Source organism: Streptomyces sp. bgisy100 (assembly GCF_057709105.1).
In genome coordinates, this window is record NZ_JBYITE010000006.1 from 51671 (window position 1) to 65284 (window position 13614).

General features: G+C 72.3%; 11 protein-coding genes. 9 read left to right on the forward strand and 2 right to left on the reverse strand.

The genetic code is table 11. The annotated features are described in order from the left end of the window. The first annotated feature begins 233 nt into the window (after window positions 1-233). The 4 genes from AC3EQ1_RS06160 to AC3EQ1_RS06175 all read left to right on the forward strand — a co-directional run bounded on the left by AC3EQ1_RS06160 (window position 234) and on the right by AC3EQ1_RS06175 (window position 4344). Window positions 234-1076 (forward strand): GNAT family N-acetyltransferase, encoded by an 843-nt coding sequence (locus AC3EQ1_RS06160; RefSeq protein WP_432093243.1) that lies wholly within the window; start codon window positions 234-236, stop codon window positions 1074-1076. A gap of 285 nt (window positions 1077-1361) precedes the next feature. Continuing rightward, entirely contained in the window at window positions 1362-3068 is a 1707-nt protein-coding gene (locus AC3EQ1_RS06165) for a sensor histidine kinase (RefSeq protein WP_432093363.1), read from the forward strand. Between the two features lie 89 nt (window positions 3069-3157). Further along, window positions 3158-3808 (forward strand): response regulator, encoded by a 651-nt coding sequence (locus AC3EQ1_RS06170; protein ID WP_432093244.1) that lies wholly within the window; start codon window positions 3158-3160, stop codon window positions 3806-3808. Between the two features lie 155 nt (window positions 3809-3963). Beyond that, the gene (locus AC3EQ1_RS06175) at window positions 3964-4344 is read left to right on the forward strand and encodes a hypothetical protein (RefSeq protein WP_432093245.1); all 381 of its coding nucleotides are present in this window, start codon (window positions 3964-3966) and stop codon (window positions 4342-4344) included. Window positions 4345-4501: 157 nt separating this feature from the next. On the opposite strand, the gene AC3EQ1_RS06180 is transcribed toward AC3EQ1_RS06175, so the two are convergent. After that, window positions 4502-5176: an HAD family acid phosphatase gene (locus AC3EQ1_RS06180; RefSeq protein ID WP_432093246.1), complete on the reverse strand. Its 675-nt coding sequence runs from the start codon at window positions 5174-5176 to the stop codon at window positions 4502-4504. 589 nt (window positions 5177-5765) lie between these two features. Between AC3EQ1_RS06180 and AC3EQ1_RS06185 the strand changes: the two genes are divergently transcribed. The 5 genes from AC3EQ1_RS06185 to AC3EQ1_RS06205 all read left to right on the forward strand — a co-directional run bounded on the left by AC3EQ1_RS06185 (window position 5766) and on the right by AC3EQ1_RS06205 (window position 11658). After that, window positions 5766-6488: a gamma-glutamyl-gamma-aminobutyrate hydrolase family protein gene (locus tag AC3EQ1_RS06185; protein ID WP_432093247.1), complete on the forward strand. Its 723-nt coding sequence runs from the start codon at window positions 5766-5768 to the stop codon at window positions 6486-6488. Further along, entirely contained in the window at window positions 6488-7162 is a 675-nt protein-coding gene (locus AC3EQ1_RS06190; RefSeq protein ID WP_432093248.1) for a GNAT family N-acetyltransferase, read from the forward strand. Before AC3EQ1_RS06185 ends, AC3EQ1_RS06190 begins: the two co-directional genes overlap by 1 nt. A gap of 181 nt (window positions 7163-7343) precedes the next feature. After that, window positions 7344-9152 (forward strand): NAD(P)/FAD-dependent oxidoreductase, encoded by a 1809-nt coding sequence (locus AC3EQ1_RS06195; RefSeq protein ID WP_432093249.1) that lies wholly within the window; start codon window positions 7344-7346, stop codon window positions 9150-9152. Window positions 9153-9191: 39 nt separating this feature from the next. Continuing rightward, window positions 9192-10718 (forward strand): pyridoxal phosphate-dependent decarboxylase family protein, encoded by a 1527-nt coding sequence (locus AC3EQ1_RS06200; protein WP_432093250.1) that lies wholly within the window; start codon window positions 9192-9194, stop codon window positions 10716-10718. Further along, on the forward strand, window positions 10705-11658 hold the full coding sequence (locus tag AC3EQ1_RS06205; RefSeq protein ID WP_432093251.1) for a DMT family transporter: 954 nt from the start codon (window positions 10705-10707) through the stop codon (window positions 11656-11658). The genes AC3EQ1_RS06200 and AC3EQ1_RS06205 overlap by 14 nt, the downstream gene beginning before the upstream one ends. A gap of 93 nt (window positions 11659-11751) precedes the next feature. Here AC3EQ1_RS06205 and AC3EQ1_RS06210 read toward each other — a convergent pair whose 3' ends face one another. Beyond that, window positions 11752-13353: a fibronectin type III domain-containing protein gene (locus AC3EQ1_RS06210; protein WP_432093252.1), complete on the reverse strand. Its 1602-nt coding sequence runs from the start codon at window positions 13351-13353 to the stop codon at window positions 11752-11754. Between the last annotated feature and the right edge of the window lie 261 nt (window positions 13354-13614).

Genomic DNA, 13614 nt, shown 5'->3' on the forward strand with positions numbered 1-13614 from the left:
GAGGCCCTGCCCTTGAGGCCTTGAAGAGGGGGCTCCGCTCCGGTTCTGGCGACAGGGTGGGTCGTGACAGGCGGGCGCACGCCACCGCGTGAACGATATGCCCAAGACAGAAACAAGGGCCCCGTCAGCCGGGCCGGCCAGGTTGTCGGGCCGACCGACGCACTCAACGCCCCGTCCGCCCCCGGCGCCGGAAACCACGTGCGCCAGGGGCGTGGTGGGCGACAGAATTCCCCATGGCCTGGAACACGACGGACTCACTCGAGGAATTCCTGGCGGCCGCGGGCGGCTTCCTGCGGGCGGACCCCGTCCCGCACACCGTTCTGCTGTCGGTCGGTGCCTCACTGCGGGCCGGGACCCGCAGTTACGGCGACGACGCACCGTACTACGGGTGGTGGAGCTCATCGGACGGCACGGCCCGGGGGGCTCTTCTGTGCACACCTCCCTACCCGGTCGTGCTGTCGCAGATGCCGGAGGAGGCGGCCGTCGCCCTGGCGACGACCCTCGCTCACCAGGGGCGTCCGGTGTCCGGTGCCACCGGGGGACGGACCGCGGCGGAAGGCTTCGGGGCGGCCTGGCAGCGGCGGACCGGTACGGTTCCCCGCCCCGACGGCACCAACCGGCTCTACCGGCTCCACGAGCCGGTTCCGCCCCGGCCCGCGCCTCCCGGTGCGGCCCGCACCGCCACCAGCGCGGACCGTGAGCTGCTCATCGCCTGGTTCGCGGCCTTCGCCGCGGAGGTCTCCGCGGGCGGCGGCGACCAGGCGTCCGCGGTGGACGACAAGCTCGAGCACGGCGGCGTCACCCTCTGGGAGGCCGACGGCGTTCCGGTCTCGTTCGCCGCGGTCAGCCGGGCCGTGGCGGGCATGGTCCGGGTCGCGCCTGTGTACACCCCGGCGGGGCACCGGGGGAGGGGGTACGCGGGAGCCGTCACCACGGCGGCCGGCCGGGCAGCGCTGGACGCGGGCGCTGACGAGGTGCTGCTCTTCGCCGATCTCACCAACCCCACGACCAACGCGCTCTACCAGCGGATCGGCTACCGGCCCGTGGAGGACCACATCGGCCTGTCCTTCGACTGAGGCACGACGGCCTACAGAGCCGTCCCCACCGATGATTCCTCCCCGCACCCGGTTCGGTGAGCGCCGCGCAGACCGGGGCGGAGGGACCGGGGACGGACGGGAGCCGAAGCGAGCGCACCGGCCGGGAGTTTCGGCAGGCGGGCCGGACGAAGGCCGGGCGGCCCGGGGCCGGGGTATCGACCTTCGTTGTTCGGATGGTCGACGAAAGGGACGTGTGTGCATGACCTTCGTCGAACTAGCGTGTCCCGTGTGCAGGCAGCAGACATAGCGGCGAACGTCCGGAGCATGGCCCGGGGCCTGGTGGTGCCCACTGCGTGGTCCGGGTGGCGCATCGCTGGAGAAACCGTTCTTTCGTTGGTCATGGGCCTGCTTGCGGCAGGCATCGAGAACCTTGCCGACAACGGCCTCCCCCGCATCGTCGCCGTCGCCCTGTGCGTCGCCGTTCTCTCCGCGTTGCGGCGTGTCCTGCCCGGCACGGTGCTCGTGGTCGTCGCCGCGGCGGCCGGGCTGCTCGAGGGGTTCGCGCTGCTGTTGATCCTGGCGGGCTGGTCGGCGGGGCGTGCGGTGGTGGGACGGGGACGGACGGTCGGCGCGTTCGTCGCCGCGTTCGTGCTCAACACGGTGCTGACCACGGTGAGCGAGTTCCCGCAGATGTCGTTGCCGACCTTCCTCGTGGCCGCGATCTCCTTCCTCGCCCTCACGGTCGTGCCCGGTCTCTGGAGCCGGTACCGGTCGCAGCGCCGCACTCTGCTGCGCACCTTGCAGGAGCACAACAGTCAGCTGCTGCGCGAGCGGGCCATGGTGGCGGGGCAGGCCCGGATGCGGGAACGCCAGCGCATAGCCCAGGACATGCACGACAGCCTCGGCCACCAGCTCGCCCTGGTCGCCGTGCACACGGGTGCCCTGGAGGTGGACCCTGAGCTGACGGGTCGTCAGCGCGAGGTCGTGGGGGTGCTGCGGGAGGCGTCGGTGTCGGCGATGCACGAACTCCGGCAGGTCGTGGGCATCCTGCGGGACGGGACCGAGGCCCCCGAGCCCGCCGAAGGGGCGCAGCCCGCCTCCCGGGTGGCGGCGGGCATCGAAGGGCTCGTCGAGACGGCCCGGGCCGCGGGCACCCGGGTCGAGCTGCGGCGCTCCGGCGATCCCCGGCCGCTGGCGCCGGTCGTCGACCACGCGGCGTACCGGGTGGCACAGGAGGGGCTGACCAACGCGTACAAGTACGCCCCCGGAGCTTCGATCACGGTGGAGCTGCGGTACGAGCCGGACTCGCTGGTCGTAGAGGTGGCGAACGGTCCCGCGCCCGCCCCCGGGCCGGGAGTGGCAGCCGTCAGCGGCGGGCAGGGGCTGACCGGGCTGCGGGAACGGGCCCGGCTCGTCGGCGGTCTGGTGCACGCGGGGGCGACGGCGGACGGGGGATTCCGGCTGGCCGGCGTCCTGCCGTACGGCGCGGACGGCGGCGGCGGGCCGGCCCGCCGAGGCCGGGCGGACGGTGCGCCGGGGCCCTTCGGCGAGGGGCCGGGGCTCGACCCGGCCGGTCCCGGCGAGCAGGTTCCGGCAGCAGGGCCGGGGCGCCACGGTCCGGTACCGGGCTGGTCCTGGCCTTCGGGCCCGGTTGCCGTGGCTCCGCGGCGGAGCTGGAGCCCGAGCCGGGGACTGCGGTTCGGCTGCGTATTCACGGTGGTGCTCGGGGTGGTCGTGGTGGGGCTGGTCGTCTGGTGCTTCGCGGAGCTCCTCGACAGCATGATCACGCCGGGGCAGTACCGGAAGGTGGAGGTCGGCCGGTCCGAGGAGTCCGTGCGGGCCGAACTGCCCACCGACGGCACCCTCTTCACCTCCCAGTTGCAGGGAGGCCCGGCCGAGCCGGAAGGGGCGCAGTGCCTGGTGCTGATGTCCACGGAGTCGTCGGACGACCCGGACCGGGACACGGTGTTCCGCTTCTGCTTCCGGGACGGCCGGATCGTCGAGAAGCGTTCGTACGAGGTCGGGGCGTAGACGACGGTTTCCACGGCCGGGGGCAATGTTTCCGCGGCCGGGCGATAATGACGCGCACAGATTCCACGACCTATCAGAGCGGGAGACCGGTGATCAGGGTTCTCGTCGCCGATGACGAACCGCTCATCCGGGCGGGCATCAGGATGATCCTCACCTCGGCCGACGACATCGTGGTGGTGGCGGAGGCGGCGAACGGCCGGGAGGCCGTGGAACTGGCCCGCGCGCATGCCGTGGACGTCGCGCTGCTCGACATCCAGATGCCGGTCCAGGACGGGCTGTCCGCGCTCGACGGCTTGCGGAGCGCCGCCCCGGGGGTCCGGGCGCTGATCCTCACCACCTTCGGGGAGCGGGAGAACGTGCTGCGGGCGCTGAGCAGCGGCGGAGCCGGATTCCTCCTGAAGGACTCGGCGCCGGGGGAGCTGATCGCCGCCGTTCGGGCCGCGGCCGGCGGCGACGCGTTCCTCTCGCCCGGCGCCACCCGCCATGTGGTGGACTCGCTGGCCTCGCCGGCCGCGGCCCGGGGCGAGGAGGCCCGGAGACGGCTGACCGCCCTCACCGAGCGGGAGCTGGAGGTGCTGGCCCTGCTCGGCGAAGGCCTGTCGAACTCCGACGCGGGCGAGCGGATCCATATGAGCGAGGCGACGGTGAAGGCGTACGTCAGCAGGATCCTGGCGAAGCTGGGCTGCGAGAACCGGGTCCAGGCGGCCCTCCTGGCGCGGGACGCGGGGCTGGGCGTCTGACGCTGCCGGCCGAGCCGGAGGGCAGCGTTCCGAAGACGTGGCGCCGCCCGGGGGAGCTGTGCCGTACTTCCGGCGCGGGCACCGGGGCCCGCGCCGAGTCCGGTCGGTCGGCTGCCCGCCCTGCCCGGGCAAGGTTTTCGCGGCACGATGGGTGGATGACCACACACCCCTCGGCGTCCGGACGCCGCACGTGCCGCAACGCCTCCCTGTCCCTCTGGTCCCAGGACTCGGTTCTGTCGATCGGGTCGGTCGGTTCGGTGCTCTCCATCGGGTCGGTCGGCTCGGTGCTGTCCGTGGGATCGGTCGGGAGCGCTCTCTCGGCCGGTTCGATCGGCTCCGCCCTGTCGCTGGTCTCGGCCGGATCCTGGCTGAGCGTCGGATCGTTGCTCTCGGCCCAGTCGCGCTGGTCGGTGATGTCCTGGCGGTCGTCCCGCGGGCTGTGGTCGGCCGGAGCGGTGCTGGTGGTGACCGCGGCCGCGCTGGGAGCGCGTGGCGCCCAGCGCAACGGTGGACCCGCCCGCGCTCTGCCGGAGTGAGTGACCGAACCGTCGTGGGTCACCCGTCAGGCGTTCCCCGTCGGGGGCTGCTCACCGCAGCGGCCCGTACGCCCCGGGACCGACCCGGGGCGTACGGGCCTTACGAGGCACCGGCCCACGATCCGGCGCACCGGCTGCCGGGTGGCCGGCGAAGACGTCAGGACAGCTTGCCGTCGTAGTCGGGCAGCTTGAACGTCTTCTCGGCGTGGCCGCCGACCAGATCGCCGGGGCTGTTGCCGATGTTGGCGATGATCGTGTAGCCCTTGGCCTCGATGTCCGCCCGCCGTGCCGTCTTGTAGGCGCTGACCTCGTCGAAGAGGTCCGGCAGGTCCCGCACATGGAGGCCGGACACCGGGTATCCCACCCGTTCGAGGTTGTGCTGGGTGAGCCCGGCGATGATGCCCGGGCGGGCGGTGACGAAGAAGATGCTCACTCCGCGGGCGTGGGCGGAACGCGCGAGATCGAGCATCGGCCGGACCGCGGGGGTCGGGTACTCCCAGAACGGGTGGAAATCCGTTTCGAGCGAGGTGTTGTCGATGTCCAGGACGATGGCCATCTTCTCGCCGGAACCACGGGAGATCCGCTCCTCGACATAGGGGCGGGCGGTGTTCATCACCGTGTTCACGTCGCGCTGCCAGGTGCCGTAGTCGACGCCCGCGAACCACGCGGGGCCGCGGCCGGACTGCTGCTGCACGGCGGAAACGGCCTGCGTCCCGGCCGTTCCGCGCGGGACCGGAGCGGCCGTGGCCGCACTGCCGAACGGTACGACGGCGGTGACGGCCGCCGCCGCGACGGTCACCGACACCCGGGTTCTCCAACGACGTCCCTGCATGGGCCACTCCTGTAGTCGCGGTACGGCTCGAAGAGGCCCGTGACAGGGGATCAGCGGGCCGATGGCATGTTCGCGACACATGATGCACGGAATGCAACATTCCCACCATGGTTGTGTGGACGATTGCCTGCGGTGGCCATTGCGTGGGCTCCCGCTCCCCGTCTCGATGGTGAATTTTCCATGTTTCGCGGCGAGTTGTCTGAACCCGATGCGACCGTTTCGGCCACGCAGTGAGGTGCGAGCGTTCCGCAGGGCCCGCCTGACGCACGCCCGGGGTGCGGGTGCTGGACAGCCGCCGACGGCGGGGCCTTCCCGGTGGTCCCGGGGGCTCCGGTAGCGCGATGCCGGCCTGTGCGGGGGCCGCCGAAAAAACCCGTTGCGCCGTGGCCGAGCCGTCACCTACTGTAGCCGATGGCTGTACGCACCATCCTCTTTCGTGCGCTCCGACCGGCCCTCCGCCGCATCGAGTACGTCGCACACGAAATCGCCTCGCAGGCTCGGGTTTTCAGGGGGATCAGGAAATGCGCACCATCGGGGACCGGGGATCAGGACGTCGCGCGACGGCGCCGTACCCGGAGGTTTCCGTCTGATGGCGGCCACGCTGCCGCGGATCGGCATCACCGCACGCTATCGACCGGGCATCCGCAGCCATTGCATTCAGGAGGGGTACGTCGACCACGTCGCCCGGGCCGGCGGTCTGCCGCTGGTCATTCCCTACGGTGACGTGTCCCGGTGTTCCGAGGTTCTGGGTGCCCTGGACGGTCTCATGCTCACCGGGGGAGAGGACATCGATCCCTCCCGCTGCACGGGGACGACGCGACAGGACGACTACACCTACTACCCCGAGCGCGACGACTTCGAGCTCCGGCTGACGCGGACGGCGCTGGACGCCGGTCTGCCGACGCTCGGCATCTGCCGGGGCTGCCAGGTCCTCCATGTCGCGACCGGGGGCTCGCTGATCTCGCACGTCCCCGATGTCCTGGGCGATTCCGTGGCCCATCGCAGCTCACTGACCGAGCCCTCCCAGCACTTCGTCGGCCTGACGGAGGGGAGCCGGGTCGAAAGGGCCTACGCGCAGCGGTCGCTGCTGGTCACCTCCTACCACCACCAAGGCCTCCGGTTCGACGCCCGGGCGGACTCCGCCTGGCAGGTCACGGCCCGTGCCGACGACTCGCTCGTGGAGGCGATCGAATATCCGGGAGACCACTGGACGGTGGGAGTGCTGTGGCACCCGGAACTCCCGGTGAAGGAGAGCAGCGACACCTGCGACCCGCTCATCGCGGCATTCGTCGACGCTGCCGGAGCCGCCTGATGTTCGAGATCGGACGGCTCGGCCCCGAGGATCTGGCCTTGATCCTCGCGCTCCAGGAGCGCATTCATTCCGCGCAGCCGGACCGGGACACCTTTCAGCGCAGCACGCCCGAATTCATCGCCTACTGCCTGGGGGAGGGCGGGCGTTGTTACGGCGTGCGGCACCACGGCGAAACGGTGGCCTACCGCATGGTCTACTTTCCGCGGGAGCGCCCCTTCAATCTGGCGCGGGACACCGCGCTGCCCCCGGGTGAACTGGTCCACGCGGCCCACTGGGACACGATCGCGGTCCTGCCCCGATGGCGGGGACACGGACTGTCCGGACTCATGAACGCCCGGGCCCTCTCCGACCTCGCGGACACCGGAATCCGGCATCTCTTCGCGACGAGTTCACCCGGCAATCCGCACGGTGTCCGCTCGCTGATCGCGACGGGATTCCGTCCCGTCCGGGTGGCGCTCAAATTCGGCGGGAAGCTGCGCTTCCTGTTCTACCGTCCGTTCCCGGCGGACTGGCCCGCGGGGCACGGCCCGGTGTCCGGACGGACGGTGGCGCTGTCCGACACCGCCGGGCTCGAAGACGCCTTCCGGAGCGGCTGGGTCGGTACGGGGATCGACCTCACCCCTGCCGCCCCTCGCCTGCGGATGCAGCGGCATCCGCTGCCCTTCGGTCCCTGACACATCGCGTCCCCCCGCGGCACCAGGCTCCACGGCACCGCACCTCACGGCACCACGCTCACGGCACCACGCCCAACGGCAACGGCACCACGCCGACGGCACCAGACCCATGGCACCGGATCCACGGCACCGGCCACACGGCACCGGGTCCACTGCACCAGCGGAGAGGGAACGCAGCACGATGCAGATCCTGCTCACCACACCCGACCCCGAGATCGCGGCCTCCGACTTTCTGCGGTCGGGGAACATCGTCCACGCCCCGGCTCTCCACGACGCCCCGCCCGGTGACCTGCTCGACGCGCTCCGGCGTTACGGGGCCACCGGCCTTATCGCGGCCCGACGGCCGGAGAGCGAGGTGCTGCGGCAGTGGTCCGGGCACCACCCCGGCGGAGTGTTCGTCGGCTATGCAGCCGGCCGTCCGCCACAAACGCCCCACCCCGGCGTCTGCGAACACCGGCAGCCGGGCGCGGGCCTGGAATCCGTCGGTGCGTCACTGCGGCGCTGCGAGCAGTGGTTCACCCTGCGGCGACTGCCCGGTCCCGCCGCAGACCCGCCGGACGGGGCACACCGTGACGTGGTCGTGATCGGCGCCGGCATCGTCGACCTGATCACCGCGCTCCACCTGTCGGAGAGCGGCTACGAGGTGACGGTCCTCGACCGGTCACCCGAGCCCGGCAGCGCGGCCTGGCACCGCTACGGCTGCACCTTCGCGGGTGACGACGCCCGGATGTTCACACTCACCGAGATGGACTGCTACACCAACCGGGACCCCTGGCTGAAGAGTCCGGACCACTTCCGCACCCCGGTCGAGAAGCTCGGCTGGCTCGCCTCGGACCGGCCGCATCGGACGCCGGAGGAAGAGGAGTGGATCGACGAGTCCGAGCGGATCCCGTCCTGGCTCACCCGTGCCTACACCGGGGACGTCTTCGCCCTGAACGCCGACGCCGGGGACCGCTGGCGTTCCTTACGGCAGCGGCACTCCGCCCTCTTCGAGGACGTGGTGCTCGTCGACGACATCCTGCGCGTCTACAGCGACCCGCTGCACCTCGATGCGGCCCTGGCGCGCCACCGTGGCATCGGCGCGGTGCTCCGGGAGTTCACTCCCGAGGACATCGCGCGGGACGTCCCGGCGCTGGGGCCCGCCCTGCGGGAGGGCACGCTCAGCGGCGGCTTCCTCGTCCCCGGGTTCACCCTCAACGTCCACAAGTTCTCCCGCCGCATCATCGACCACCTCGTGCGCCGCGGCGTCTCCTTCCACTGGAACACGCCCGTCACCGGAGTGCGCCGGGACGCCGGGGGACAGGTCACGGGCTTCGACTGCCCGCTGCCCCTCCCCGCCGGCGCCCATGTGGTGGCCTCACCCGGGGCGCACGGACAGCGCCTCCTCGACGGCTCCCCCTGCGAGGGCAGGATCCACGGTGTCCTCGGGGGCTGGGTGCGGATCAGCAACGCCGGGACCGGCCTGCGGACGTCGCTCAAGGTGGCGCGCAGGGGGCATGTCACCGAGGACGCGAACGTCACGGTGGCCCGCGACGCCGACGGCCGGGAGGTCCTGGTCGTCGGCTCCGGTTACGGGTACGTCGGCAGCGACCCCGGCGCGGTGGACGGCCGGCAGCTCGACGCCGTGCGGCGCGGCATCCTCGACACCGTACGGCGGATCCTCCCCGGCAGCGCCCCTCCCGCCCTCTCGTCGGACCCGGCGGAGAACTACGACTTCAAGTTCTGTGTCCGGCCCTGGACCTCCACGTCACTGGGGCTGCACCACACCGAACGGACCGCGGACGGCGGCCTCTTCGTCATCACCGGCGGACACAACACCGGTGGCTTCGCCCAGGCCCCCACCGTCGCCGGAGCCGTCCTGGCCTCGCTCCGCGGCGAGCCCCACCCCATGCACCGGCTCTACCGGCCGGACCGGTTCACCGCGTTCGCCGACACCACGACCGAGCCGGCCGCGAGAACCGCGCGGCAGCCCGTCACCTCGGCCACCTGAGCACACAGCCGCACCAGCCGCGCACCGTTGGGGAGAGACATGACCGGGGACCAGCCGGGACCGCAGCACACCGAGACGCCACCGCGGGCGGCGTCTCCCCTGGAACCCGAGGACTGGGAGGAGTTCAGAGCCCTCGGGAAGCAGATCATCGACGATGTCGTCGACCACTTCGCCGGTATCCGCGAACGGCCCGTGTGGCAGCCGGTACCCGACGAGGTGCGCAGCGCACTCGGTTCCGGACTGCCCACCGGGGCCCGGCCCATGACCGCGGTCTACGAGGAGTTCCGTTCGCTGATCCTGCCGTATCCGCGCGGCAACACCCACCCGCGCTTCTGGGGCTGGGTGAACGGTTCGGGCCTGCCCGTCGCCGCCTACGCCGACCTCCTCGCATCCGCCATGAACGCCACCCTGGGTGCCGGCGAGAACGCCGCGATGCTGGTCGAGGAACAGGTCGTCACCTGGCTCCAGCAGGCCTTCGACTGGCCGGAGACCGGTTCGGGACTGCTGACCAGCGGCTGCTCGATGGGCCAGATCATCGCGCTCGCCGCCGCCCGGCAGTCCCGCGCCGCGGAGTGGAACATCCGGCACGCGGGAGCGCGCGAAGCGCCCCAACTCACCGTCTACGGCTCCACAGAGACCCACCACTCGTTCGAGAAGGCGGTCGAGCTGCTGGGCATCGGACGGGCCTTCTTCCGTACGATCCCCGTCGACCCCGACTTCCGGATCGACGTCCCCGCGCTGCGCCGGGCGATCCACAAGGACCGGGCGGAGGGCCTGCGCCCCGTCTGCCTGGTCGGCAACGTGGGCACCGTCAACACCGGAGCGGTCGACCCGCTCGACGACCTCGCGGACATCGCGCGGGAGGAGGACCTCTGGCTCCATCTCGACGGCGCCTTCGGGGCGTTCGCCTATCTGCTGCCGGAGCGGCGCCCCCTGCTGGCCGCACTCAACCGGGCGGACTCCCTCGTCTTCGACCTCCACAAGTGGTTCTATCTGCCGTTCGACGTGAGCTGTGTGCTGGTCCGCGAGCCCGGTGCCCTCGAGGACACCTTCAGCTCGCACGCCGACTACATCAGCCGGACGCCCGACGGACCGGCCTCGAACCCGGTGGCGTTCGCGGACCGGGGCATCGAGCAGTCCCGGCGCTTCCGGGCCCTCAAGGTGTGGTTCGCCCTCCGCACGCACGGCCTCGACGGGTTCGCCCGGTCCATCGCCGGAAACATCGACCAGGTCGCCCATCTCACCCGTCTGGTCGACGCCTCCCCACGGCTCGAGACCGTCTCGCGCAGCCCCCTGAACATCGCCTGCTTCCGGTACGTCCGGCCGGGGGCCCGCCTGGACGAACTGAACGCCCTCAACCAGGAGATCCTCTCTCGCCTGCAGCTGCGGGGACTCGCCGTCCCGTCCCACACCCTGATCGACGGTAAGTTCGTCATCAGGGTCGCCAACACCAACCACCGGACCGTGCGGAGCGACATGGACTTCCTGGTCGACCAGGTCGTCTCCCTCGGCGACGGCCTGCTCAAGGACGGGATGCTCGACGATGGTGAGGGTGAGGGACATTAGGCAGCGCAACTACACCCTGGGGCTGCCGGCGGCGCTCGCGGCAACGGCCCTGTGGGGCTTCACCTTCCTCGGCCCCGCAGCCGTCGCACCGGTCAACATCTACTGCCTGGTGGTGGGCCGGTACGCGGTCTTCGGCGCCCTCTCCGTCGTCGTCCTCGCGATCCACCGGGACAAGCTGCGACAGCTCGGTACGCGGAACGTGCTCCGGGCGATGCACCTGGGCGTCGTCGGGTACATCGGTTTCTACCTGCTCCTGTCGATGTCCGCCGAGGTCGCCGGCGGCGTCCTCGCCTCGACGCTCACCGGTCTGATCCCCGCGATGGTCGCCCTGGTGTCGAACTCCCTCGAGAAGGCACTGGAGTGGCGGCGGCTGGTCCTGTCGATCGTCGTGATGTCCGGCGGCCTGCTGCTGGTGAACGGCGGAGCCGGCGCCCTGGGATCCGGCGACGGGCACGACACACTCGTCGGCACGGCCCTCGGCTTCGCCGCGTGCGTGGCGTGGTCCTACTTCGTCATCGTCAACGGCCTGTTCCTGCGCACGGCCCGGACCCCGGTCGACAACACCGTCTGGACCGCGTGCATCGGGTTCGGCGCCTGCTGCGCCTCGGTCTTCCTCATCCCCCTGGCCCGGTCGGCCGGCGGCCCGTCACCCTTCTCCGACACACGGACGTTCTGGACCTTCCTGGCCTGGTGCACCGTGCTCGCGGTGCTGGGCTCGTGGTGCGCCACCTGGTTCTGGAACATCGCGACCCGGCATCTGCCGACGACCCTGATGGGGCCGGTCATCGGCATGGAGGCGGTGTTCGGCGCGCTGTTCAACCTGATGTGGGAGGGCCGGCTGCCCACCTTCTACGAACTGTGGGGCGGGCTGCTCGTCATGGCCGGTGTCTTCCTGTGCGCCTACCTCTTCAACCGGGCACGGGTGGCGGCCACCGGCTGACCCGCCCCGGCTCCTTCGGGCCGTGGCCAAGCCCCCTGCCGACAGCGGCAGGGGGCCCGGCGGTACGCCCGGTCCGCACCGGGCGTGAGTGCCTCAGCGGCCGCGTTCGGGCCGTACCGGGGCCCGGTCCTCGGACGACCGGTACACGGAGGACGCATCGTGCACGGCGAGGTAGCCGTGGCGCAGCAGTTCCCGGTAGAGACGGTCACTCGCGGCGGCGCGGCCCCGAAGGGTGACATCGCAGCGGGCCACGCCGTAGTTGTCGGTGACCGCCGCGCAGAGCGCCTGGCGTCCGGACGCGGTGCTGAACCTGACGGCCCGGCCGGCGATGGGCGAGCCGCTTGAGGTGGTGAGCGTGGCTGCCAGGTGGCTCACCGACAGCACCGGCGGACGGGCCTGCCACAGGGCCGTGGCCGCCTTCGCGTCGAGCCGGGTGCGGACCGGTGCCGCGGCGGGAATGGTGACCGCCGGGGACGGCGCCGAGCGCAGGCCGGTCGCCTGACCGGCGTTGGTCGCGGTGACCGTGAACGTGTACCGGTGGCCCGGGGTGAGCCCGGTGACGGTGACGGGGGAGCCGGTGCCCCGTGCGGTCCGGCCGCCGGGGCCGGGTGCGGTGACGTCGCGGGCCGTGACGGTGTAACCGGTGACGGAGGGGGAGGCGCTGGGGGTGAACGACACCGTGGCCCGCCCCGCCCCGGGCGCGGCCGTCACGCCGGTCGGCGGAACGGGGGAGGGCGGGATCGCCAGCCCGGCCGGGGACCCCGGGGCGGTGAGGGGCACCGTGGTCTGCCCGCCCCCTCCGGGAGCGACCTTCACCACGCGCTCGTTGCCGAAGTCCGCGATGTAGAGCCGGCCGAACGCGTCCGTGGCGAGCGCCGCCGGCACGTCCAGACCCGTGGTGGGCACCGTGACCTGCGGCCCGCCGCCCGCCGGCACCTCCACCACGCGGTCGTTGCCGCTGTCGGCGATGAACAGGTTCCCGGCCGTGTCCAGCGCCAGCCCGGTCGGCTGGTTGAGCCCATTGGTGGGGACGGTGGTCTGCGGCCCGCCGTCGGCGGGCACCTTCACCACCCGGTCGTTGACGAAGTCGGCCACGAAGAGGTTGCCGATGGTGTCGAGCGCCAGCCCGTACGGGTGCGAGAGCCCGGTGGTGGGGACGGTGGTCTGCGGGCCGCCGCCGGCCGGCAGCCTCACCACCCGGTCGTTGAAGCTGTCGGAGATGAAGACGTCCCCGTCCGCGTCGAGCGCCAGGCCGATCGGCCGGTTCAGACCGGTGGCCGGCAGGACGGTCTGGCCGCCACCGCTCCCCGGGACCTTCACCACCCGGTTGTTGCCGGTGTCGGAGACGAAGAGGTTCCCGGCGGCGTCCGCGGCCATGCCGGTCGGCCGGGTCAGGCCCGTGGTGGGGACGGTGGTCTGCCCACCGCCGTCCGCCCGCACCTTCAGGACCCGGCCTCCCGCGTAGTCGGAGACGTACAGCGGCGCGCTGCCCGGCACGGGTGCGGGCGCCGCGGCGGCGGCCGGCGGCGCGGTCACCAGGCCCGTCGCGCACAGCAGCGCCGTCCCGGCCGCCGCTGTCGCCCGGCGCCGCCAGGTCCGGTGACCACCCATCAGGGAATCCCCGGCGTACGGACGCTGCCCGCGGCCGGCGGGGACCGGCGTGTCATGGGGACCGGGCACTGCAGTGCGTCGCATGACACACCCACCTCTCCTGGACGGTCGGACAGCCGCCGACCTTAGAAGCCGGTCCACGGAGGGACTGCCGCGCCACGCCCCCGGTGCGGGGCATCCACTCCAACGGCCGGAGGCGGCGTACGCGGCGGCCGTCCGCCGCTCGGGTGCCTCCGGCTGTCGGGACGAGGCGGGGCGGGCCCGGCGACCGGCCTCCGATCCGGTCGCCGGCCCGCCCTGCGGTGCCGCCGCCCCGCCCGCGAGCGGGACGGCGGCGCAGCCGTC